Here is a 23,904-nt window from a genome sequence, read left to right on the forward strand (position 1 = left end):
TGACCACATCCATTCGCAATGAATATGTAAACAGTTCACAAATTGTTCATGAACAGTGAAAACTTTGTCACAGAGGTGTGACAAAGTTGTGAATGAGAGGGGGGGTCGAGGCTGTTTAGATTTTTAATAAGGCTCTCTTAAAGCTGTTGTTGATTTTAGAACGAAGGGGGAGACGCCTGCGGGAAAGCATGACTTAAAATTACCGGAATTGAACGTAGGGAGATTCCGGTAATTTTAAGTCATGCCCGCGGCAAGCTTCCACCTGTAGAGATGAAAAATCAACTAGGAACGATAACTAAGCCTTTAATTTAAATTTCACTAGTTATGATTTTACAGAATTTTCGTCCAGAATAATATACCGTTTCCGAAAAAAACCATGAAGGTTGGAAACCTTCATGGTTTAAGAACTTCGTTTATAAACAATTCGACAAGTTGAGGATCGAATTGGGTGCCCGAGTTATCTTTCAGTTCCTGGATTGCTTCTTCTCTCGATAGAGGGTCCTGGTAAGGACGTTCGCTTACCATGGCGTCATATGCGTCACAAATATGGATGATACGCGCCTCAAGCTTGATATCCTCTCCTGAAAGACCGAGAGGATAGCCGTAGCCATCAAAATGTTCGTGGTGAGAGAGCACGATCATGGAAAGGTCGGCGAACTCTTCGGAGGAGTTCAGGATACGGTGCCCGATTTCTGAATGACGCTGGACCTCTTCATATTCTTCTCCGGAGAGAGGTCCTTCTTTATTGAGAATAGAGTGGTCGATAGTTATTTTGCCGATATCGTGAAGCATGCCCGCTGTTTTCAAATTCAACAGCCGGGTGTCATCAAGTTGCAAAGCTTGCCCCAGGCGTTCGGAGAGCTGACTGACCCTTTTCGAGTGCGCCTCTTCACGTGGGACTTTTTCAAAAAGACTTGCCATCATACTGTTGATATAGCTGGTACGGTGGCTATTTTTTTGAAACAGTTTGTTGCGATACATACGGTTCTCTGCAAGTTGCAGTACTTCTTCTGTCGATTGAAAGGCCATCTTCTTCACTGAAGAACCGAAGGAAGTGGTGATATGGAGGTTGTTATCGTCTTTGATGATGCAGGATTTCTCCAAGCGGGACCGAATCTCCTTCAATTCTTTTTCCGTGGTATTCGGTAGAAGTATAGCAAATTCATCTCCGCCGAGACGGGCGATGAGATCGGAAGGCCGTGCATGATAAAGCATTTCTTCAGATACCTTTCGAATGCCTTCGTCTCCTTTATCATGGCCGAAGGCATCGTTGATGAGTTTGAGTCCGTTAATGTCTGCCATGATGAATCCTAAAGGAAAGTGCGTGGTAGAATCGAACTCCTTTACTTTCTGTTCAAAGTGTCGACGATTGAATAAATTAGTCATCTGATCATGAATAGAAAGATATTCGACGTGTTTTTGATGATTGACAGAATCTGTCTGATCGATACACGCGATGCGATATTGACCTTTATCGATATAGTTGCTCTCTACATGGACGTGTTTCTCCTGACTATCGATTAAGAGAGTGACATCGGCTGGCTGAGGGTTTTGATGATGTTCCAGCTGTTTCGTATGAAAATAGAAAGCGTCCTGACTTTCCTCATTAATCCATTGAAACAGTTTCGTTCCCTTCAAGTCCTTAGTTTCGAACAGTTCGGAAGCCTTATTGTTATGAGCCGTGATCAGGAAGGCGTCATCAACTATCAGGTAGGGGATCGGTGCATCATAGAAAAGTGACTCGTATTTTTCTTTCATAAGAGTGAGCTGATGGTTCGTTCGTTTCAATTCTTCGTTCTGGTATTGAAGTTCTTCATGATAGACGGAAAGAGTAGATAGGATTTCCTCTTTCGTGTCATTTTTGTAATCCTCTACATTATGCCCCTGTAATATTTGTTCAATTACTTCTTCCATTCGTTCCATAAGTCTATTCTCCTTGCTGTGTGTAATGGGAAATGTCTATGATAGTTCCTCCGATGCGAAGCGGGTCTTCATCATTATCTTTTTCCAGGATTCTTCCCAGGAAATGGACTGGTATAAAGCTGCCATCCATACATCTGTAGGAAGCGAATAAGTCGATAGTATCCTTATACCCTGTAAGCATCTTTTCAAAAGCTTTCTTTATATCATTTGTCTGAAAATAATCACTGACTTCTTTCAGACTGGTCGGAAACATATCTTTATCGTACCCGCAATTTTGTAAAAAGGAGGAGGATAAATTGAAGTGATCGGTACGACCGTTGTATTCCCACCAGCCCATATTACTGATTTCTAGCACCTGTTCAAATTTTTCATGGGTTTCGACAACTTTCGAGCGTTCCTCTTTCAGACTTGTAATTTCCATGAGCGTTATGATTACGCCATTTACGGAATTATATTCTGTGCGATAGGGACGGATCCGCACGAACCAGTGATGCCCATTTTTGTCTTCGATTTCTGTTTCTTTTTTATCGAGAGAATCAAGAACCTGATGGATATCGTCCACGATTCTGGGATACCCCGGCATTACAGATATATGAGTGATCGGTCTTCCTATATCCTCTTCACGGAGATTAGAGACTTCCTTCATGACCGCGGTGATACGACGGATAGAAAGGTTTTCATCGAGATATAAGGCCCCCATCTCCGTATTGTTGAGAAGGTTATTCAAATCGTTGTTAGCCTTTGTAAGCTGTTCTATTTTTTCCTGGTATTCATTATTTACCGTGTATAGTTCTTCGTTTACAGATTGTAATTCTTCGTTTGTACTCTGCAATTCTTCGTTTGAAGCGGTGAGTTGTTCGTTCGAAGATTGCAGTTCTTCGTTCGAGGTTTCAAGCTCTTCCACAGTTGCCTGCAGGCCTTCACGAGCCAGTTGAAGTTCAGATTCCAGGTAGCGGACCCGTTCTTTCATTTCATCGGGCATATCATCATCGCTCTCATTATCTTCTTCGGATTGAGTTGTCTCGATAAAACTGATGAAATAGAAAACCTGATCCTTTATTTCAATAGGGTAACCGCTTAAGGAGAGAGAGGTGTCTTCTCTGCTCCCGTTCATGATGTTGTTCAGCCTGACATGTTGGCGTTCTGTCTTCAAGCGACGCAACATATTATTCACAAAGAGTGTGAGTTCCCGGGACATATTGGTATTGAAATTGTTCGAGAATTTTCCTGGCTGGGGCTGAAGATATTCGGACATATCGTTGATTACGTGAACAAGTTGATCATTACTGTCGAGAATGAGCGACGGGGAAGAAATACTCGAAACCGCCTGTCGCAGCACATTTTCGAGGTTCACATTTTCCGAGGAGGCAGCAGCGACCTGGTTCGTCTTTTCGATTTCCGGGTTCTGTTTGTCGTAAAAAGAGATACCGGAGGGAAGAGACGGCTGAAAGTCTTCGTTTGGCGCGAATATCTTCCATTTACTATCGATGGAAGAGAAAGCATTCGTCATCTCCCCTAACGTTTCACTGGTACCGAGGAACAAATAACCATTTTTCAGGATAGAATAATAGAATTTGTTCAGTATATGCTGTTGAGTTTCACTTTTCAGGTATATGAAAAGATTACGGCAGACGAGAAGATCGAGTCTGGAGAATGGAGGATCTTTGATCAAATTATGTTTAGCGAAAACGACCATTTGTCTGAGAGAATTTGATACTTGGTATCCCTCTTCGCCCTTGACGAAATATTTAGCTATCAAGTCGGGGCTTACATCCGATACGAGACTCTGTGGATAAGAGCCGTTCCCGGCTATATCAAGGGCAGTATCATCCACGTCGGTTGCGAATATTTTCACATCGGTATCCAACCCTTTTTTTTCCATGTACTCTTTGATAAGGATAGCAAGAGAATAAACCTCTTCCCCGGTGGAACATCCTGCCGACCATATACGTAACGAATTTTTAGTGAAGTCCAGATTCGGCAGTACGTTTTCTTCCAGGCTTTCGAAAGCTTCCGGGTCACGGAAAAAACCGGTCACACCTATAAACAGTTCTTTTTGAAGAATATTCCTTTCTTTTTCCGATTCTTCCAGAAAATCGATATACTCTTCCAATTTAACAAGGTGGCTGATTTTTAAACGTCGGTTGATTCTACGCATTACCGTAGATTCCTTATAGTTATCGAAGTCTATTTTTGAATGGGTGCGCATGATCATATTGATGCGTGAAAGCATATCATTATCAGGGGTTTCTTTGAAAGATTGTATATCCGGGTTGACCGGATGTTTAATGAAAGTAACCATTTCTTCAGACATATCATCAGGAGGGAGAGTATAATCAGCAAGCCCAGTAGAGATGGCGCTTCGCGGCATACCATCGAACTTGGCTGTCGCTTTGTCTTCTACGATCACCATTCCACCTTCTTCTTTGATAGCGCGAACCCCGAGGGTACCGTCGCTGCCGGTTCCAGATAGTATGACACCTATCGCATGTTTGCCCTGGTCTTTCGCCAGGGATCTGAAGAAAATATCAATCGGCAATTTCAGATGTTTCTGCCCGGTCTGCTCCTTCAGGTAAAGCGTTCCGTGATAGATTGATAAATTCTTTCGCGGTGGAATGAGATATACAGCATTCGGCTCTGTGGCCATTCCATCTTCCGCAACATATATATCCATACCTGTATAGCGTCTTAAAAGTTCATCCATATGGCTTTCGAAATCGGGAGAAAGATGTTGGATGATGATGAATGTGAGTCCTGTATCATTCGGCATCGTTTTGAAGAAACGTTCAAGGGATTCAAGCCCTCCAGCGGAAGCACCAATGCCCACAAAATACCGTTCTTCTTTCTGCGCCATAATTTCACCTCTGGTTTTCTGTAAAAGTGGGTATTCTTAAATTTTACATGAGATATGTGTAAATGATACAAAAAAGTATCGAGCGAAAAGCGGAAGTGGCATCAAAAAAAGTCCTTTCCCTCAAAGTGAGGAAAAGAACTTTTCTTTAAGTGGGCCGTGCTGGGATCGAACCAGCGACCTCTTGGTTGTCGACCAAGCGTTCTCCCGCTGAACTAACGGCCCGTATGTAATTTGTATTTGAGACATCTAATAATATACTATGAGCACTCCGTTTATGTCAAATGTTTTTATAGATAACTTTCCTTATGTATGTATGATAAAATAGAAACGGAATGTTTGGAATTCATCAAATCAGGGAAACATTTATCAGTTAATTCAATGAACCAGGGGTGTTGATGTGAAAAGAAAAGGAACATTCGAAGAACATACCATTTCCAGTGAGTATCTTAAAGAAGATATGAAACTGAAAATATATTTGCCGGAGAATTTTTCTGAGCTGTATAAATATCAGTTCTGTATCATGCAGGATGGAGACGACTATTTTCAGATGGGTCGGGCTGCAACATTGAGTGATGAACTCCATGAGAACGGGCAGATTTCCCCTACGATTTTCGTCGGCATCCATTATGATGACAAATTCGACCGGCAGGATAAATATCATCCCGAAGGTGTGCGTCAACAGAACTATATAGATTTTATCGTGAATGAAGTCGTAACTTTTCTTGATGAGAAGTACCCGAGTCACTGTATGTCCAGTTGCCGTACGTTGATCGGGGATTCCTTGGCAGGCTCTCTCGCTTTCATGATAGCTTGCCGGTACCCATATACGTTTTCAAACGTCATTATGCAGAGTCCGTTCGTTAACAGCACAGTGCTGGAAGAAGCGGAGAAAGCAAGTGATTTCACGCCGCTTTCCATTTATCATACGATCGGCGATCAGGAGACAGAAGTGATAACTACAGAAGGGGTGAGTAAGGATTTTCTTACCCCTAACCGTGAATTGAACACTTATCTGGAGAGAAAACCGTTTGATTACACGTTCCATGAAATCGAAGGTGGCGTCCATACATGGGGCTCCTGGCAAAAAGATTTCAAACGGGGACTTGTTACAATAATAGGAAAATAAATAGGAGGGACCTAAGATGAAATACGGAGTAGCAATTTTTCCATCGAAAAAAGTCCAGGATGAAGCGAATTCCTACAGAAAACGATATGACACGCACTATGCTTTGGTACCACCGCATATTACGCTGAAATATCCATTCGAATCGAACGATGAAGAGATTGAAAAAACAATCATACCTGCGTTGGATGAAATTGCGAAAAATACAAAGCCTATTGACATCGCAGTGAAAAAAGTAGGGTCATTCAAACCTGTAGAAAACGTCATATACTTGAAAGTCGAACCTAATAATGATCTGCAGAACCTGAGTGATGAGATGCATAAGGGTGCTCTCGAGGGTGAAAGAGAGCATGCCTTCGTACCACATATCACAATTGCTCAAAATCTTTCGGATGACGAATTCTCCGATGTTTATGAAAGTCTCAGGATGTCGAAGTTCGATCTTTCCGACCGGATAGACCGTTTCCAACTTCTGTATCAGCTTGATAATGATTCTTGGAGCGTGTATGAAACGTTCCGATTGAAAGGGGAATAATAGCTTGGAAGTACGTATTGTAAAAACGGATCAGGAAAAACAGGATGCTTATTCAGTACGCCGGAAAGTTTTTATGGAGGAGCAAGGGGTCACCGAAGAAGAAGAACATGATGGACTTGATGAAGTAGCTGTCCATTTTGTCGGTTATGAAGAAGACAAACCTGTAGCGGCTGCCCGTCTCCGAGTTATGGATGATTACGGGAAACTCGAACGTATATGTGTGCTGGAAGAGTATAGAGGGTCCTCTTTTGGAAAACAGATCATTCTTGAAATGGAAGAGCATGTTCAAAAAGAAGGGCGCGATCAATCGAAGTTGAATGCTCAGACAAGAGCGGAAGGGTTTTATCAAAGCCTTGGCTACGAAACGATTTCCGGGGAATTTATGGATGCCAATATCCCGCATGTCACGATGGAGAAAAATTTCAGATAAACGATAAAGCAGCGAACGGGATTATCCGTTCGCTGCTTTATCGTTTATCTTTTTCCACTTTTCTTTCCTGGGCTTCTCTTTCCCATTCATCCCATTGTTCATCACTCGGAGGACTCGTCCGCTTAATGAAAAGGGCCATAATCGTTGATACGGCGGAAAGAGCCGCTATCACGAAAAATGCGAAGTTAACGCCGAAAATATCTGGACGATCGATGGATGCGATCGATTCTGTCGTTTCCCTGGCTGTAGTCATCAGGGTTACAAGAATAGCGGTACCGACAGAAGCGGCGATTTGTCTCATCGTATTGCTCACAGCAGCCCCGTGAGGGATCAGCTTGTTCGGCAATTCATTCAGGCCGGAGGTAGTCACTGGCATCATCACCATGGAAAAACCGAACATACGGATGGCATATACAATCATAAGGTAAGTAATGGTTGTATCTGTATCCAACACGCCGAGCAGAATAGTTCCTATGGTCATGATGGTAAGACCCACCACCCCGAGAATACGTCCTCCGATGCGGTCGAAGATCCTACCGGTGATTGGAGACATCAACCCTGAAATCAGAGCCCCCGGCAGGAGAACGAGCCCGGATTCAAAAGCGGTGAAATCACGCATATTTTGCATGAATAACGGAATCAGGGTCTCAGACCCGATCAGGCCCATAAAAGTGAAGGCAGCTATAATCGTTGTAAGCGAAAATGTTTTGAGTTTGAAGACACGGAATTCAAGCATCGGGTGAGCCATGCTGAGCTGTCTTTTGATAAATGCATAAAGAATCAGCGCTCCGAGCGTGAGAGCGATGAGTGTCACCGGGCTGCCCCAGCCGTTGTTTCCGGCGCTTGTGAACCCATAGAGTAAGCCTCCGAACCCGAATGTCGAAAGAAGAACAGAAGGAATATCCAATTTAGGGTCCTTCAATTCCGTTACGTTCCTTAAAATGAAGTAAGCTACGGTCATCATAATAATGACGAGTGGGAAGATGAACCAGAAAAGGTATCTCCACGTAAATTCTTCCGTAACCCAACCGGACAGGCTAGGTCCGATGGCAGGCGCAAAGGAAATGACGAGGCCGATATATCCCATCGCTGCTCCGCGTTTTTCAACCGGGAAGATAAGCAGGAAGACCGTCTGCATAAGCGGTAGCATTATACCGGCCCCAGCCGACTGGATGACGCGTGCTGCAATCAGGCTCTGGAAGTTGAAGGCCACACCGCCGAGTACCGTTCCCACCAGGAACGTACCCATCGCAGCCATGAACAACTGTCTCGTCGTAAATTTTTCTATTAAAAAAGCGGTGATCGGAATCATGATCCCGTTTACGAGCATGAATACGGTTGTCAGCCATTGGGCGGAGTTGGCTGATACATTCATCTCTTCCATTATAGGAGGGATGGCCGTAATCATAAGCGTCTGATTCAGAATCGTAATAAAAGAACCTGAAATCAGCAACGCCGCAACCAAGACTTTGCTATAGTTTTGTTCTGCCATATGTATTCCCCTTTGCCGTTCTTAGACTAGTGAAACATTATACGCTTGTCGCTCAAAAGTGACAATGAATTTGCAAATCCTGAGAAAACGGGAAATCCCGACCTAGGAATAAAGAAGGGGTGTTTGTTTTCTCTATTCTGAAGCTCGGGCAATGAATATATCCCGGTAGATATACAAAAAAATGCTTTCCTGAAGCATAGGGTGATTTTTTTGCTCGGAAATTATAGACATAAAAGTACTGAAAATTTACTATGAATTTAAGATATATCAATTAGTTATATTTTACGGGCCGTGGGGGTGAGCAATTGGAGTTGAATAACAACACCAGACTGTTAATATTACAACGCATTCTGTTTGAAGAAACGGACGAAAACAATGAACTGAGTATCGCTGAACTGAGCCGGAAGTTACGGAAGTATTTCAATGTAGAAAAAGAATTCGATGCCAGAACCTTGAAGAACGACATGAACGTATTAGAGGACCTCGGCTACGAAATTATGAAAAACCGTGGTAAGTTCGGTAAAGTGTACTATAGTTTTCAGGATCGACTTTTTGAAACGTATCAGCTTCGACTATTGAACGATGCTATTCTTTCCGCGCGTTTCATCAACGAAGAAGAAAAGAAGTCCCTCATTAAGAAATTAGGGAAAATGACCAGTGTTCATATCGCCAGAACTCTCCCTGACCCGCTTATCTTCTCACAGATGACTGCCAACGATTATGATCAGATCAAAATCAACATCGATCACGTACACCGTGCCATTTCCGATGAACGGGTCATTTATTTCAAGTACGGGAAATATAACATGGATAAAACGTTCGAGTATCATAGGAATGGGGACGAATATGAAGTGGAACCGTATGCTCTCATTTGGCAGAATGATTTCTACTACCTGATAGGATGGTTTAAGAAAACGAAAGAGATGCGTCATTACCGTCTCGACCGTATCCGGGATATACGGATCTCCGAGCAAACGTTTGAAAAAGGGGACTTTAATGTCCAGGAGTATGTAAATCAGAGCTTTCACATGTTTTCCGGGGAAAATATCCGGGTGGAAATCGAGTTCCATCAGTCGCTGTTGAATGTCGTACTCGATAGATTCGGCCTTGAAGCATCGGTTAAAAAAATCGATGATGAACACTTTCTCCTTTCGACAGAAGGGAAAATGAGCACCGGGCTGGTGACATGGGTTCTTCAATGGGGGCATAAAGCGCGTGTCGTATCTCCACGTGCTCTCAAACAGGAAGTCGAAGAAGAAATTATCAGGATGAAAAGTTTATACGAAGAATTGGAGAACCGCTCTTAATATAGAGGAGAGTGGTTCTTGTGAACGTTTTAGTTCAACTCCCTGGCCTCCCTCCTCGGAAAAAAGACTGTACTTTAGTTTGGCATAGGGGCAAACCTGATAATACATATACCCTTTACATGGACCATACAGCTTCACTTCTCGGAGTGGGAGATTTGCACTTACCTGAATTCATAACATGATATTTAAAAAAAGCGCGACATGGAGAGGTTCCGTTGATTTCAGCGGGTGGGGAGACTGGTGATATAAAAAGGTCATGCCGTGCTCTGCATAAAGAAGGTCCCATTTTTTCTTTTGAAAATTTTTCGGAAAAGATTGTATTTATTCTTATCGTTTGGTATGTTAGAGGTAATTCAATACTTTATCTTATTTCAACTAATGTTTGAAGTAGGGGTAGAGGTGCAATAACCATTAGTAGGTGCATAGAGAAGTATGAGCTTCCTCGAAATGCATTGAAAGGGGAAATTGCCGAAGTGGCAGAAACCTCATAATTCTGATCACTGGTTCTGGTATTTAAAAGATACAGAACTGTCATATAGGTAACTATATGGAGGGCTATCTTACGGAGAAACGATCATACATGTTTCTACGGCAACAGCGGCTCTCGGGGCTCGTTGTTGCCTTTTGTTTTGGTCCTCCACACCTCAAATTTAAAAATCTGTAAAAAGGGTGTGTAGCAAAATGAACTTTGGACAAGTACTTACGGCGATGGTGACACCGTTTGACGATCAGGAGGACATCGATTATAACCGGACGAGAAATCTCGTGGAACATTTGATCACTCATGGATCGGATGGCCTTGTAATAGCAGGCACGACCGGGGAGTCCCCGACCTTGACTGCGGAAGAGAAAGTCGAGCTTTCCCGCTTCGTAGTGGAAGTGGTAGACGGCCGGGTCCCTGTCATTGCAGGAACCGGTTCGAACAACACAAAAGCTTCCGTGGAATTGACAAAAAGAATAGAAAGTGTCGGTGTAGATGGTATTATGCTCGTGGCTCCATACTACAGCAAACCTTCACAGGAGGGATTGTATCTTCATTTTTCAAAAATCGCAGAAGCGACCTCCCTTCCTGTCATGCTGTATAATATACCCGGCCGAAGCGTTGTGAATATCGAGCCGTCTACCATCATAAGATTATCGGAAATCGACAATATTGTATCTGTCAAAGAAGCAAGCGGTGATTTTGATGCAGCGACTCATATCATTACACAGACTCCGCAGGACTTCTCTGTCTACACTGGGGAAGACAGTCTTACGTTGCCGATGCTCTCGATCGGCGCAGCAGGAGTGGTTTCTGTATCATCGCATGTTATCGGGGACGAAATGAAAGACATGGTGGCTAGTTACAAACGAGGTGACGTCACCACAGCTGCCAATCTTCACGGATATATCGTTCCGATGATGAACCGTATGTTTGCTCAACCGAGCCCTACTCCGGTAAAAGAAGCACTGAATTATATAGGTGTACATTGCGGAAGTGTCCGTCTACCGATGATTCCGCTTGATGAGTCGGAACGGACTTCTCTCTATAACATGGTCGCCATTTATCAACAGAAAAAAGTGGCAAGTATGTAAGTCATAAGTCTTAACCTCCCTGAGCTCAGGGAGGTTTTTTGTATGGCAACACCTAATACCAGGTACCAACTTAGTCCATAAGCTTGATGTTCGTTTTACAGAAAAATGGTACAATAGCTGTACCAGGGCCTACCCTGGAGATAAGGAGGGAGATCGATCGGTAAACAGGTAGCTGCACTATTATTTGCATTTTTATTTATTTTCACCGTTGCAGGTACAGCGTCCGCTAACGAGCAGGTAGAGAAAGAAGTGGATGCGACATCGCTACTGATGCGGGAAGCACCTGCTGATGGAGCTGCTGTGCTCGGAGCGATTCCTGGAGGTCAGACGGTTACGGTCCAGGAAGAGAAATACGGTTGGGCAAACGTTGATTATAATGGACAAAATGGCTGGGTCGCCGGCTATTATCTTGTCTCCAACGGATCTGATCATTCATCTTCCGGGAATGTTTCTGGAACAGTGACTGTAAAAGCTGATTCTGTCCGCTTGCGGAGTGGACCGGGGACAGAGAATCGTATACTCGGTGTGACCAGTGACGGTGATAGTTACCGGAAGCTGGCGAAAGAAAACGGCTGGGTGAAAGTTCGGCTCGGTGATGGTTCCGCCGCATGGATCGCAGGTTTTCTGACGAGTGAAGGGAATTCTTCCGGAGCAACAGCTTCATCGACACCTTCAGCATCTTCTTCACCGGCTGTCTCTTCTATTGGGAAGGCTACGATTGTAGTCGATGCCGGACATGGGGGATACGAACCCGGAGCGATAGGCAGAGATGGGACGCTTGAAAAGGACCTGACATTGGCAACGGCTCAGACTGTGGCAAGTGCGCTACGTTACGCAGGGGCTGAAGTTATCATGACGAGAACATCAAATCGTTATGTCTCTTTGCCTGGAAGAGCAGGACTTGCGGCAACATACAATGCGGATGCATTCGTAAGTGTACACTACAATTCCAGTCGATCCGAAAACGCCAGAGGAATAAGCTCGTTCTACTATGGTTCTCCATCGCTTGCAGGAGCTATCCAGGATCGACTCGTAGCCCGCACTTCCTACCAGGATGATGGGACAAGGCATGGAGATTTCCACGTTCTTCGGGAAAACAGTTCTCCAGCGGTTCTGCTGGAACTTGGCTATGTCTCGAATGCTTATGAACTGAGCCGGGCAAAAACAAGAGATCACCGGGAACAGGTAGCTCAGGCTGTGACAGAAGGAGTAAGGAACTATTTAGCCGATTGACAACAAGAATCCTACATAATTTTAAAACCAGGCTGTTAACGTAAAAATCCCCGGATTCGATTAGGAATCCGGGGATTTTTCATTTATACGAGCTCGCGATCAAAGAAACGGTGAGCAGCAACTGCTCTGATGAAATCTTCGCCGAAGGATTCAAGATCGCTGGAAGTGATGACACCTGGTTGATGAGCCATCTCCTCTTCTTCGATCCATGTTTTTCCGTCGTGCGTAGCTCCAATGGGTTTGAAGTGCATATATGCTTCTTTCGCAAAATACTTAGCTTTGTCTTTGTAGGATTTATCGAGATTCGGTCCTCCTACAACATAGACAGCATCGAACAGGACGGAGTCACCAGTGAGGAAGGTATGGTCCGCTTCTACTGTGTCTCCGTTATCCGCTTTGATTTTTCCGAGTTTGGTACTGAAAATCTCAGCGTCTGCGCCGGCTTTATCGATACCGTCAAGCACACCCTGTACCTCTTTTCCGTTGAAACCTTCCGCAAGAAGAACGGCGACTTTGCGGGTCTCCGGTGATTGTACAGAGTTAGCGATACTTAGAGCAGGAGAAGATTTCGTGATATTTTCCGCCTGATCCTGTGGAGCTGCAAGACCGAGGTTGTCAGCTACATAAGAAGCAAGGTCATTGCTGATGTGGGAAAGCATATCTACAACTTGCTCCCGGACAGCTGTCTGCTGGCATTTGCCGAGCTCAAAGCTGATCGCATCTTTGATGTGACCTTTTTCATATTCGTTCATACTGTTCCAGAACAGAATTGCCTGGGAGAAGTGGTCTTTGAAACTCTCACTACGCTTGCGTACTTTCTTGCCGTCCACTTTCTCCTGGTAATGTTCAAATCCACCTTCTTCTGGCGGCACTGTACGTGGATGGTTATCAGCTAACGAGTTGTTGTGGTAGCTCGACTGACCACGGTTGATAGTCATCCGGTGCATGCCGTCACGCTGGTTGTTGTGGAATGGGCATACGGATTTGTTGATCGGAATTTCATGGAAGTTCGGTCCGCCGAGTCTTGTAAGCTGAGTATCCGTGTACGAGAACAGACGTCCCTGAAGAAGCGGGTCGTTTGAAAAGTCGATACCCGGCACGACATGTCCAGGGTGGAAAGCGACCTGTTCATTCTCTGCGAATACGTTGTCCACGTTCCGGTTCAGCGTCAGTTTTCCGACGATTTTTACCGGTACATCCTCTTCCGGCCACAGTTTCGTAGCATCGAGGATATCGAAATCGAAAGTATGTTCATCTTCTTCCTTGATGATTTGGAGCCCAAGTTCGTACTCGACGTGATCTCCGTTCTCGATAGCTTCATATAAGTCGGCACGGTGGAAGTCCGGGTTCTTTCCGTTCACTTTTTGTGCTTCGTCCCATACGAGGGAGTGAACGCCGAGCTTCGGTTTCCAGTGGAACTTGACGAAATGCGCTTTCCCTTCTTTGTTCACAAGACGGAAGGTGTGTACGCCGAAACCTTCCATCATCCGGAAACTGCGTGGAATGGAACGTGGGCTCATCGCCCACATGATCATATGCGCAGATTCCTGGTTGTTCGCAATGAAATCCCAGAAAGTATCATGCGCACTGGCTGCCTGCGGAATACCGTTATGAGGCTCAGGCTTCACCGCATGTACGAGATCCGGAAATTTGATGGCGTCCTGAATGAAAAAGACAGGTATGTTGTTTCCGACCAGGTCGAAATTCCCTTCATCTGTGTAGAATTTCGTAGCGAATCCACGCACGTCCCTTGCCAGATCAGCCGATCCTTTGGAGCCGGCTACTGTAGAGAAACGGGTGAATGTCGGTGTCTTTTTGCTTGTATCTGTAAGAAAATCTGCTGTTGTGTATTCTTCGAGAGATTCGTAGAGTTCGAATTCACCATGAGCGGAAAATCCTCTGGCGTGTACGGCGCGTTCCGGAATACGCTCATGGTCGAAGTGAGTGATTTTTTCTCTGAAATGGAAATCTTCCATGAGGGTAGGGCCACGTTCGCCTGCCTTCAGGGAAAACTCATCCTCCGATAGCTTCGTGCCATGATTCGTCGTCATATCTTTATCGCGGTCATCAGCTGTGAAACGGTCCAGTTGTTCCTGTTTCTTGCTTTTTTTATCGCTCACATACATCCTCCTTTTAAGAATAGATTCTTAAAGATTTTACCCAGTACATAAAACATCGAAACATGTTTTTGACATTTATTGTGAGATGATAGCGATTCTAATTTAGATATGCTCAGCATATAATTCTGATTGAGGGGAGGGCTTGAGTTTCTCTTTTGAAGATGGGGTGAAAAGTAGCGGACCACCTATGCAGAGAGGGCTTCTATGTTTCTTTTAGTCTATTTTCGATAGCGTATATACAGGTACAAAAAACCGATTTCATTTTTCGGAATACTCTGTTAGTGTTCTATTTGAACTGAGAGGAGGGGCTATATGAATGTTGTAAAAGCAGAAGAAATCAGAAAGAAATTTTCGATGAGGGAAACGATGGAACCGGTTTTCCTTTGTGACGCCATTGCGGTCACAGCCCTTCGAACCGGGGCGCTCGGGGCGCTCGGAGGGCTCGGGATGAAATATTTAGCTGATAAAAATGCGGAAACGCTCGGAATCATAGGTACGGGCACTCAAGGATGGAGTCATCTTCAGTCCGCCCTTGTGGCACGTAATGTCAAAGACGTACATATTTTCAATCGATCGAAAAGCAAGGCTCTTTCCTTTAAAGAAAAAGCGGAAAAGACGTTTTCTGAGGTGAGGTTCCACGTTTCTGATGTAGAAGAACTGGTGAAACAATCAGATATCATCGTGACTACCACTACCTCTTCGGAACCGGTTTTGCCGGAACTTCCTGAAGAAGAGTGGAAAGGAAAACTTATAGTCGGAGCAGGCTCGTTCCGACCTGCGATGCAGGAAATATCTGATCAGGTTCTGAAAGTTGCTGACGAAATACATGTGGATGCGGAAAGTGCACTTCGTGAATCAGGGGATATGATCAGAGCACAGGAGTTGACGGAGAAAATTGATGGGTCCCGGAACTTAGAACGACTCATCACGGACGGATATATTCCGGATAATACTTTAGATAAGCTTATTTTATTCAAATCCGTCGGCGCTTCAATCTTTGATTTGGTAACTGCTCGTGCTATTTATGAAAACTATTACAGGTGAATAGGGGGGGAGAAGAAAGGAGAGATTTGACGAAACAGAAATGGAAAGACCCTGGTATTGTAAGAGGCGGAGTTTTTGGTACACTAAGGGTACATTACATAAAGAGGGATGGGATGAGATGTTAGACCGGCAGTTATCGATGAATCTCAGTCAGTATGAAGGGCTCTATGATATGGTCGTCCCTCAGGGTCATTTTTTGAGGAAAATCAATGACCTGGTCGACTTTTCGTTCGTCTATGATGAACTGAAAGATACCTATTGTCATAATAACGGTCGTCATGCCATCCATCCGATCCGGATGTTCAAATACCTTCTACTTAAAACGATTTATGACCTCTCGGACGTTGATGTCGTTGAACGGGCGCAGGTGGATATGTCCTTTAAGTATTTTCTGGAAATGGCTCCGGAAGAAGAAGTCATTGATCCCAGTCTCCTCACTCACTTCCGCCGCCAACGTTTGAAAGGGGAAGGCCTCCTCGATCTTCTCATCGCAAAAAGTGTGGAGGTGGCCATCGACCAAGGAGTTCTCAAATCCAAAGCCATCATCGTTGATGCCACTCATACCAGAGCCCGTTATAATCAGAGCTCGCCGGAAGAAATCCTGCGAAAGCGTTCCAAGGAAGTAAGGAAGATGATCTACAAAGCCGACGAAACGAAAAAAGATATCATGCCGGAAAAACCGGTGGAAAACACCCTTGAAGCAGAACTGGCTTATTCGGAACATCTCATCGATGTCATCGAAACGGATGCAGCCGTGGCGTCTCTCGGGCGTCCCTTCCAATGAAAGTCATTGGAAGGGACGCCCTTTTTTACTAATATTTACTGGTTTTGTACCAGACTCTTTTATTTGCCTTTTAGGGCTTTTTCCCGGAAACAAGGGCTCAACAACGGGAAGATGAAGGTATGTTTTGGCAGGGAGTATGTAAAAGTGAAATAAATATGAAGTTTTTGTATAAAATGATACATACATAGGGAATACAGATAAAAGAGGGAAGGGGGCATCAAGGTGATTGAGCTAAACGGAGTATCCCACAGTTTCGGCAATATCAAAGTTTTAGAGGACATCAACCTTTCTGTGGATAAGGGAGAAGTGTTTGGTCTTCTCGGTCCGTCCGGTTCCGGAAAAACGACACTTGTCAGAATAATGACAGGAATGATTGTACCGGATGAAGGTAGAGTGAGACTCAGAGATCAGGAAATGCCGAAGCGTTCCTTGATGAAAAGGTTCGGATATATGGCTCAGGAAGATGCTCTTTACCAGGAACTGACGGCATGGGAAAATCTGGATTTTTTCGCTTCTTTTTACCTAAGGAAAAAGAAGAAAGAGAGGATGGAGCATGTCCTTCACATAACAGGACTTACGGAATATAAGGAGAGACCTGTTTTCAAGTTTTCAGGGGGGATGAAGCGTCGTCTATCCCTGGCGATTGCTCTTGTGCACAACCCCGACATCCTTATCCTTGACGAACCGACGACTGGACTCGATCCTGTGTTGCGTCGTTCTATCTGGTCTGAATTTTATCAGTTGAAAGAAAACGGTAAGACGATTCTCATAACGACTCACGCATTGGACGAGGCGGAGAAATGTGATCGCCTTGCTATGCTACGTGGTGGAAAAGTAATCGCTGCAGGCAGTCCAGGTGAGTGGAAGAAGGAGCTTCGCACGGATAGTCTTGAAGATGTATTTCTTCATTATGGGGGTGGAGATATATGAACATTCCTGTAGTCGCTAAACGGATTCTGCTTCAATTCAGGAGGGACAAACGCAGTGTTGCCCTGATGATAGTTGCCCCGATGCTAGTGCTTACACTGCTTTGGCTTGTACTGGATACGGATGATCGTCTTGTGGAAATAGCAGTGGTCGAAGCTCCGGAAGCTGTTTATGAACAGCTGGCTTCAGGAAGAATGGAGGTTACCATCCTTGATGAAGAAACGGCACGGGAGCAATTGAACAATGCCGAGATTGACGCTCTTCTCAAATGGGAGGAAGCCCGCCCCATCCTCCTTTTGGAAGGATCTGACCCTACAAATCATGAACTTATAAAAACAGCTGTTCAGCAAGCAATGGGGATGGAGATCGGGGAATCTGTCCGTGTGGACTACTGGCATGGAACGGAGGATATGAATATTTTTCATTACACTGGTCCTGTACTGATCGGATTCTTCATTTTTTTCTTCGTTTTTATCGTCGGTGGTGTATCATTTCTCCGGGAGCGCACGCAAGGGACACTTGAAAGGGTGCTTACGACACCGATCCACAGGTACGAGCTGGTCGGGGGTTATCTGCTCGGATTCGGTCTTTTCACGATTTTACAGTCGATTCTTATCGTGTTTTATTCCGTTTATGTACTTGATATGTATATGGTCGGTAATTTGTGGAGGGTATTATTCATTACACTTCTGCTCGCGCTCACCGCCCTCAGTTTGGGCACGTTGTTATCTGCTTATGCAAAGAATGAATTTCAGATGATCCAGTTCATCCCGCTGGTAATAGTTCCTCAGGTATTCTTCTCTGGGCTTTTTCCGGTGGAAGGACTTGCAGGTTGGATTCAGCTCATCGGAAATCTGATGCCACTCACATATGGAGCGGAGGCCCTGCGAGGTATTATGCTAAGAAACGAAAATCTCGGTGATCTTCAGTGGCAGGTATTCATGCTTCTTGTATTCTTTTTAGTATTCACTGCGCTGAACGTGAAAGCGTTGAAACGTCACCGTAAACTTTGACTCCGGGATTTTCCGGTGTTTTTTCTTATCCAGAGTTTTTGTTCAATTTTGAAGAAATAATGACAATTGAACCGAATCTGATTGACTTTACCCGTATAAAGAGGTATCATCATGAATGATAATCATTCTCAACGGTAAACAGAAAGGAGTGCCTGGCTGTGGGCCATATGCACATCGATCACCTGGACGTAGGATATGATGATAAAAAGATCATTGAAAATATGAACGTCGATATTCCAAGCGGCCAGATCACTACCATCATCGGGGCCAACGGGTGCGGGAAATCCACACTCTTGAAGACGATTGCACGGATTCTTCCGAAACAGGGAGGAGCAGTCACCCTGGACGGTAAAAATATAAGCAAGTATCCGACCCGCGACCTTGCCAAACGTATGGCAATTCTGCCGCAGGCTCCTGACGGTGCACCGGGACTGACAGTAGGCGAGCTCGTATCTTATGGAAGATTCCCCCACCAGAAAGGCTTCGGGAAGCTTTCGAAAAAGGACCATGATATGATTGACTGGGCCCTTGAGATGACGGGTGTATTCACTTATAAATACGATTCGATCGACGCCCTCTCCGGCGGTCAACGGCAACGGGTGTGGATCGCCATGGCGCTTGCTCAGGAAACGGAAACGATACTCCTCGATGAGCCGACGACGTACCTGGACATGGCTCACCAGCTGGAAGTACTCGAACTTCTGGAGCGATTGAACCGTGAAGAGGGAAGGACGATAGTCATGGTCCTCCACGATATCAATCAGGCTGCACGTTTTGCGGATAATATCATCGCCTTGAAAGACGGAAAAGTTGTCAAAGCCGGAAATGCTCACTTTGTCATACAGTCCGAAACGTTGCGGGAAGTGTTCAATATCGAAGCCGATGTCATGCCGGAGCCCCGCACGGGTAAACCGATCTGCTTTACTTACAATTTGTCAAAGGGAGCGAAAATAGATGAAAAAATTAATGATACTGTTCCTCTTGGTAGCGCTCGCCGCGCTTAGCGCCTGTGGAACAAGTGAAGATAACGGATCAACCGGAGAAGGAAACGGAAATGAAGAGTCCTCCGATTCTTCGGACATGCGTACGTACGAAACCGAGAACGGAGAAGAAGTCGAAGTCCCGGATGAACCGGAACGGATCGTCGTTTTATCCTCTTATGCAGGAAACGTCCTCGAACTCGACGGTAATATTGTAGGGGTCGACTCCTGGTCGAAAATGAACCCTAATTTCGAAAGTCAGCTCGAAGGGGTCGAAGAGGTATCCGCCGATAATCTCGAAAAAATCATCGAGCTCGATCCTGACCTGATCGTCGGGCTTGCCAGTACCGAAAATGTGGATCAGCTGAACGAAATTGCACCGACTGTTACATACACGTATGGCGAGCTCGGGTATTTGGAACAGCACGTAGAAATCGGTAAGCTGCTAGGCAAAGAAGAAGAAGCCCAGACATGGGTGGATGAATTCAAGGCCGATGCGCAGGAGACCGGAGAACAGATCAAAGAGGAAATCGGTGAAGATGCTACAGTAACTGTCATCGAAAACTTTGAGAAAGAATTGTACGTATTCGGTGACAACTGGGCTCGCGGTACAGAAATCCTTTATCAGGAAATGGGTCTGAAGATGCCCGAAAAAGTGAAAGAAATGGCTATGGAACCGGGATTCTATGCGATCTCTCCTGAAGTGCTCCCTGAGTACGCCGGAGACTATATCATTTTCAGTAAGAATTCGGATACGGAGACTTCGTTTGAACAGACGGAAACTTATCAGTCGATTCCGGCTGTGGAAAACGGGAACGTATTTGAAGCAGATGCGAAAAAATTCTACTTCAATGACGCAATCTCTCTTCAGCATCAGCTTGACTTCTTCAAAGAGAAATTTCTGGGAGAAGAATAATCGATTTATTCTTCCAGGAATGCCATAACAGGTAATAAAGCAGGACAGATGGCCGCTTCAGGTCATCTGTTCATTGCTGTTTGACGCTCTTTTGAAATCAAACGAATTTATATAGAAAAGTTGGGACATTTATGCGTATCGTAATGTGGAGCACCAGTATCGTCGTGCTTGTTTTTTCCTTTTTCATCGCGATGACGTTCGGGGCGGCCGACTCCGGGATCAAAGATTCCTGGGTAGCGATTACCGGCGATTCACCGGAAGGAACAGCGCTGATATTAAGAGAAATACGTCTTCCTCGGGAAGTGGCGGCCATGCTTGTCGGAGCTGCACTCTCCGTTGCAGGAGCGATTATGCAGGGACTTACCCGGAACCCGTTAGCTGATCCAGGGCTGCTCGGGCTTACGGCAGGAGCTAATATGGCTCTGGCATTTACATATGCCTTTTTACCTGATGCGAATTATCTTGTGATCACGATCGGTTCCTTTATAGGAGCAGGTATCGGTATGGCACTTGTTTTCGGAGTGGGGTCGATGAACCGTGGAGGTTTTTCTCCTTTTCGTATCGTACTTGCAGGTGCTGCGATTTCGGCCTTCTTATTCGGTATCGCTGAAGGGGTCAGCCTCATATTCAAGATTTCAAAAGATGTTTCCATGTGGACAGCCGGAGGGCTGTCGGGGACGAGTTGGGGACAGGTGCAGCTGTTGGCTCCTCTCGTATTGACCGGTATTTTCATCGCCATGTTCTTCGCCAAACATTTGACGATTATGAGTTTGAATGAGGAACTTGCGATCGGACTTGGGCAAAGGGTGACGAAAGTGAAATGGGCACTCTTTGTCATCATCGTGCTTCTTGCAGGTGCGGCAGTGGCGCTCGTAGGTAATATGGCGTTTTTAGGGTTGATGATCCCTCATATCGTACGTCCCCTTGTGGGACATGACTACCGAAACGTTTTACCGGCTTCGGCTGTGATCGGGGCGAGTTTTATGCTGATCGCCGACACGCTGGCCCGAACCATCAACGCCCCGTATGAAACACCGGTGGCCGCGATCGTCTCCTTTATCGGATTGCCCTTCTTCCTATTCATCGTGCAGAGAAAGGGGCAGAGTTTCACATGATCCATCCTTCCGTACTTCGTAAATTCAAAATTTATATGGTCGTGTTCACCTTCCTGATCATAGGGACATCGGTCCTGGCGATGGCGCTCGGCTATTCTTCCGTCGCTTTTGACCGACTTCCTTCTGTAATCATGGGGGAGGGTTCGTTCAAAGAGAATTTCGTCTTCTTCCAGGTGCGCCTGCCGAGAGTCATCATTACGATTCTTGCCGGGATGGGGCTCGCTTTATCCGGTGCCATCTTGCAATCCTTGTCGAGAAATGATTTAGCCGACCCGGGTATCATCGGCATCAATGCAGGGGCCGGAGCCGCAGTCGCTCTATTTTTCCTGTTCGCTCCACTTGAGCCGGGGACCTTCATCTATCTATTGCCATTAGTGGCGTTCGCAGGAGCATTGGCAACTGCTCTCGGTATCTACTTTTTCTCATTCGACCGACGTGCCGGATTTCAGCCGATTCGTCTTATCCTAGTCGGGGTCGGGTTTTCCATGGCTTTATCCGGGCTGATGATCATCCTTATTTCGTCAGCGGAGAGAGAAAAAGTGAACTTCATTTCCCAGTGGCTCGCCGGGGATATTTGGGGTGCCGACTGGCCGTTCATCCTGGCACTTCTACCGTGGCTCCTCGTTCTGGTGCCGCTCACTTTCTTCAAGGCGAACCGGATGAATATTCTCAATTTATCAGAACCTATCAGTATCGAACTCGGTCTACCCATCGGCAGGGAGCGCTTCACGATGCTGATGATCGCTGTGGCACTGGCAGCTTCTGCGGTTTCCGTCACCGGGGGGATATCGTTCATCGGTCTGATGGCGCCCCACCTGGCGAAGACGATTATCGGTCCGAGAACGCAGTTATACATGCCGCTTACACTGTTACTCGGTGGTTGGCTCCTGTTAGTAGCGGATACGATCGGGAGAAATGTTTTAGAACCGGACGGACTGCCGGCAGGAGTGATGACGGCTTTGATAGGTGCTCCGTATTTCATTTATCTGCTGACGAAGAAATAATATTTCAAGCCTCGCACAAACAGTAGTGCGGGGCTTCTTTTGTAGAGGGACATTCCATAACGGTTTCGGTAGACAAATCTGTTTTTCCATTTCTGAAAAAAGGGTATAAAAAAAGGAACACGGTTCAGGTAGCAACTAGTCTACACCAATTTACAAAAAAAGGGGGGAGGAGCCTGATGATCAGACTGAAACTTGTACTCGCATCTCTTCTAGTGGTCCTCCTTCTGCTCTTATCTCTACTCGCCTGGGTATGGCTTCAGCCTGAGGAGGAGGTGGTGAGAGAAGAGGAGATTTCCGGTTCCTCGGCTTACCCGGGGATGTCGATCCGTACATCGACAGAAACGGACGAAAGGTACCGTGTCTCCATTCAGGCTCCTGTGTTCCGGGAGGAGAGCATAAATGACAGAATACGTACGTACATAAATGATGCACAGGAAACCTTCCATGAAAAACGGAAAAACCAGGACCTGCGGTTACTGCTCGAACGTCCGGCGACTTTTTCGGTGTCCTTCGATATTCACCCTATTGCAGAAAACGTTCATTCGATTGTACTCAATGTCGACAGTTTCACAGGGAAAAGGGACCCGGTGAAAAAACGGGCGTTTATGATGGACCTGAAATCAGGAGAAATGGTTCAACCGGCGGACTTATTCAAAGAAAAAGGATGGGAAGAGTTGCGACGTATGGATATCAGTGGCGTGATGAAAGAAGAAGAGTTTTTTAAAAAGGTGTACATGACCAACGAAGAGCTCGTTTTCCTTGAAGACGGCGGGAAAGAAGTAACGGTGAGTTATAGGGAGGTGAGCGGGTTGTTGAAGGAGAAATGGCGTTCTGCAGTCTCAGTAGAGGGAACGGAGAAAAGGGAAGAGGAAAATGACAGGAGTACGGAAGACCATCCTGTGGCGGTGAAAAAAGAGAGTGACGAAAACCATGTGGCACTTACTTTCGATGATGGACCTCATCCGAAACACACGCCTGAAATCCTGGACCTACTTGATGAATACGACCAGACTGCTACTTTTTTCCTGCTCGGAAGCAGAGTTGATTTTTACCCCCAGCTCACAGAAAAAATTTTGGAGCAGGGTCATGAAATCGGCAATCATACGTGGACACACCGCGATTTGAGGACGTTGACTCCAGAGGAAATAGAAGAGGAATTGTCACGGACTCAGGAAGCGATTGAAGCTGCGAGCGGCTATACTCCAAGGGTATATCGACCTCCTTATGGGGCGGAAAATCAGAAAGTGAAAAATGCTGCAGCCTTGCCTTCCATACTGTGGACGCTTGATACAGAGGATTGGAAATCAACAGACACCCCAGCGATCAGAAAACATATCGAAGGGAACGTGGAGAAGGGGTCGGTCATTTTGATGCACGATGTTCAGGGGATTTCTCCGGAAGTATTGAAAGAGGTCCTGGAAGTTCTCGAAGAAAAGGAGCTGAAATCAGTAGAAATATCGAGAATGTACACGCACCCCGGAAATAATTGATCTAATTTTCAGATAAATACGGTTTGTTTTCCTCCTATA

General features: G+C 45.5%; 18 protein-coding genes, 1 tRNA gene, 1 pseudogene and 1 riboswitch. Of the genes and pseudogenes, 15 read left to right on the plus strand and 5 right to left on the minus strand.

Annotated elements, in window-relative coordinates; all coding sequences use genetic code 11:
- Positions 1 to 393: 393 nt before the first annotated feature.
- From BW944_RS08965 to BW944_RS08975, 3 genes are all read right to left on the minus strand, one after another.
- Complete coding sequence (locus BW944_RS08965) at positions 394 to 1,923, minus strand: HD-GYP domain-containing protein (protein ID WP_076558868.1); 1,530 nt, start codon at positions 1,921 to 1,923, stop codon at positions 394 to 396.
- Between the two features lie 4 nt (positions 1,924 to 1,927).
- Positions 1,928 to 4,777 carry a CheR family methyltransferase gene (locus BW944_RS08970; RefSeq protein WP_076558871.1) on the minus strand — a complete coding sequence of 950 codons (2,850 nt, stop codon included), beginning with the start codon at positions 4,775 to 4,777 and terminating at the stop codon, positions 1,928 to 1,930.
- Positions 4,778 to 4,927: 150 nt separating this feature from the next.
- Positions 4,928 to 4,999, minus strand: a tRNA-Val gene (locus BW944_RS08975).
- A gap of 175 nt (positions 5,000 to 5,174) precedes the next feature.
- Here BW944_RS08975 and BW944_RS08980 point away from each other — a divergent pair.
- The 3 genes from BW944_RS08980 to BW944_RS08990 are packed head-to-tail and all read left to right on the plus strand — an operon-like array spanning position 5,175 to position 6,865.
- A complete protein-coding gene (locus BW944_RS08980) occupies positions 5,175 to 5,903 on the plus strand; it encodes an alpha/beta hydrolase (protein WP_076558873.1) in 729 nt (242 codons plus the stop codon).
- Positions 5,904 to 5,919: 16 nt separating this feature from the next.
- Positions 5,920 to 6,435, plus strand: a complete 516-nt coding sequence (locus BW944_RS08985; RefSeq protein WP_076558876.1) for a YjcG family protein — start codon at positions 5,920 to 5,922, stop codon at positions 6,433 to 6,435.
- A gap of 4 nt (positions 6,436 to 6,439) precedes the next feature.
- Positions 6,440 to 6,865 carry a GNAT family N-acetyltransferase gene (locus BW944_RS08990; protein WP_076558879.1) on the plus strand — a complete coding sequence of 142 codons (426 nt, stop codon included), beginning with the start codon at positions 6,440 to 6,442 and terminating at the stop codon, positions 6,863 to 6,865.
- Between the two features lie 37 nt (positions 6,866 to 6,902).
- Here the strand turns inward: BW944_RS08990 and BW944_RS08995 are convergent, their stop codons facing one another.
- A complete protein-coding gene (locus BW944_RS08995; protein ID WP_076558881.1) occupies positions 6,903 to 8,357 on the minus strand; it encodes an MDR family MFS transporter in 1,455 nt (484 codons plus the stop codon).
- A 305-nt stretch (positions 8,358 to 8,662) separates the two neighbouring features.
- Between BW944_RS08995 and BW944_RS09000 the strand changes: the two genes are divergently transcribed.
- The 3 genes from BW944_RS09000 (at position 8,663) to BW944_RS09010 (ending at position 12,472) form a co-directional block, all read left to right on the plus strand.
- Entirely contained in the window at positions 8,663 to 9,664 is a 1,002-nt protein-coding gene (locus BW944_RS09000; RefSeq protein WP_076558883.1) for a helix-turn-helix transcriptional regulator, read from the plus strand.
- Positions 9,665 to 10,050: 386 nt separating this feature from the next.
- Positions 10,051 to 10,230, plus strand: a riboswitch (Lysine riboswitch).
- A gap of 115 nt (positions 10,231 to 10,345) precedes the next feature.
- Positions 10,346 to 11,239, plus strand: a complete 894-nt coding sequence (gene dapA, locus BW944_RS09005) for a 4-hydroxy-tetrahydrodipicolinate synthase (protein ID WP_076558885.1) — start codon at positions 10,346 to 10,348, stop codon at positions 11,237 to 11,239.
- Positions 11,240 to 11,488: 249 nt separating this feature from the next.
- Positions 11,489 to 12,472 (plus strand): N-acetylmuramoyl-L-alanine amidase family protein, encoded by a 984-nt coding sequence (locus BW944_RS09010; RefSeq protein ID WP_076558887.1) that lies wholly within the window; start codon positions 11,489 to 11,491, stop codon positions 12,470 to 12,472.
- An 83-nt stretch (positions 12,473 to 12,555) separates the two neighbouring features.
- On the opposite strand, the gene BW944_RS09015 is transcribed toward BW944_RS09010, so the two are convergent.
- The gene (locus BW944_RS09015) at positions 12,556 to 14,592 is read right to left on the minus strand and encodes a catalase (protein WP_076558889.1); all 2,037 of its coding nucleotides are present in this window, start codon (positions 14,590 to 14,592) and stop codon (positions 12,556 to 12,558) included.
- A 312-nt stretch (positions 14,593 to 14,904) separates the two neighbouring features.
- Here BW944_RS09015 and BW944_RS09020 point away from each other — a divergent pair, with 312 nt between their 5' ends.
- The 9 genes and pseudogenes from BW944_RS09020 (at position 14,905) to BW944_RS09060 (ending at position 23,865) form a co-directional block, all read left to right on the plus strand.
- Positions 14,905 to 15,636 (plus strand): NAD(P)-binding domain-containing protein, encoded by a 732-nt coding sequence (locus BW944_RS09020; protein ID WP_076558891.1) that lies wholly within the window; start codon positions 14,905 to 14,907, stop codon positions 15,634 to 15,636.
- Positions 15,637 to 15,754: 118 nt separating this feature from the next.
- Positions 15,755 to 16,357 (plus strand): annotated as a pseudogene (locus tag BW944_RS15485) (transposase); the annotation flags it as partial.
- A 279-nt stretch (positions 16,358 to 16,636) separates the two neighbouring features.
- On the plus strand, positions 16,637 to 17,350 hold the full coding sequence (locus BW944_RS09030; protein ID WP_076558895.1) for an ABC transporter ATP-binding protein: 714 nt from the start codon (positions 16,637 to 16,639) through the stop codon (positions 17,348 to 17,350).
- Entirely contained in the window at positions 17,347 to 18,360 is a 1,014-nt protein-coding gene (locus BW944_RS09035) for an ABC transporter permease (RefSeq protein ID WP_076558897.1), read from the plus strand. Before BW944_RS09030 ends, BW944_RS09035 begins: the two co-directional genes overlap by 4 nt.
- A gap of 158 nt (positions 18,361 to 18,518) precedes the next feature.
- Positions 18,519 to 19,364: an ABC transporter ATP-binding protein gene (locus BW944_RS09040; protein WP_200806505.1), complete on the plus strand. Its 846-nt coding sequence runs from the start codon at positions 18,519 to 18,521 to the stop codon at positions 19,362 to 19,364.
- Positions 19,315 to 20,256 (plus strand): iron-hydroxamate ABC transporter substrate-binding protein, encoded by a 942-nt coding sequence (locus BW944_RS09045; RefSeq protein WP_076558899.1) that lies wholly within the window; start codon positions 19,315 to 19,317, stop codon positions 20,254 to 20,256. Before BW944_RS09040 ends, BW944_RS09045 begins: the two co-directional genes overlap by 50 nt.
- Positions 20,257 to 20,387: 131 nt before the next feature.
- A complete protein-coding gene (locus BW944_RS09050) occupies positions 20,388 to 21,371 on the plus strand; it encodes a FecCD family ABC transporter permease (protein WP_076558901.1) in 984 nt (327 codons plus the stop codon).
- Complete coding sequence (locus BW944_RS09055; protein ID WP_076558903.1) at positions 21,368 to 22,375, plus strand: FecCD family ABC transporter permease; 1,008 nt, start codon at positions 21,368 to 21,370, stop codon at positions 22,373 to 22,375. The genes BW944_RS09050 and BW944_RS09055 overlap by 4 nt, the downstream gene beginning before the upstream one ends.
- A 176-nt stretch (positions 22,376 to 22,551) precedes the next feature.
- Positions 22,552 to 23,865: a polysaccharide deacetylase family protein gene (locus BW944_RS09060; protein ID WP_076558905.1), complete on the plus strand. Its 1,314-nt coding sequence runs from the start codon at positions 22,552 to 22,554 to the stop codon at positions 23,863 to 23,865.
- Positions 23,866 to 23,904 lie beyond the last annotated feature (39 nt).

This window comes from Salimicrobium flavidum, from assembly GCF_900156645.1.
Taxonomy (GTDB): domain Bacteria; phylum Bacillota; class Bacilli; order Bacillales; family Halobacillaceae; genus Salimicrobium; species Salimicrobium flavidum.

Coding starts and splice junctions, on each gene's coding strand:
- BW944_RS08965 (WP_076558868.1), bottom strand. CDS start 1,923: ATGGAACGAATGGAAGAAGTAATTGAACAAATATTACAGGGGCATAAT.
- BW944_RS08970 (WP_076558871.1), bottom strand. CDS start 4,777: ATGGCGCAGAAAGAAGAACGGTATTTTGTGGGCATTGGTGCTTCCGCT.
- BW944_RS08985 (WP_076558876.1), top strand. CDS start 5,920: ATGAAATACGGAGTAGCAATTTTTCCATCGAAAAAAGTCCAGGATGAA.
- BW944_RS08995 (WP_076558881.1), bottom strand. CDS start 8,357: ATGGCAGAACAAAACTATAGCAAAGTCTTGGTTGCGGCGTTGCTGATT.
- dapA (WP_076558885.1), top strand. CDS start 10,346: ATGAACTTTGGACAAGTACTTACGGCGATGGTGACACCGTTTGACGAT.
- BW944_RS09020 (WP_076558891.1), top strand. CDS start 14,905: ATGAATGTTGTAAAAGCAGAAGAAATCAGAAAGAAATTTTCGATGAGG.
- BW944_RS09035 (WP_076558897.1), top strand. CDS start 17,347: ATGAACATTCCTGTAGTCGCTAAACGGATTCTGCTTCAATTCAGGAGG.
- BW944_RS09045 (WP_076558899.1), top strand. CDS start 19,315: ATGAAAAAATTAATGATACTGTTCCTCTTGGTAGCGCTCGCCGCGCTT.
- BW944_RS09050 (WP_076558901.1), top strand. CDS start 20,388: ATGCGTATCGTAATGTGGAGCACCAGTATCGTCGTGCTTGTTTTTTCC.
- BW944_RS09055 (WP_076558903.1), top strand. CDS start 21,368: ATGATCCATCCTTCCGTACTTCGTAAATTCAAAATTTATATGGTCGTG.
- BW944_RS09060 (WP_076558905.1), top strand. CDS start 22,552: ATGATCAGACTGAAACTTGTACTCGCATCTCTTCTAGTGGTCCTCCTT.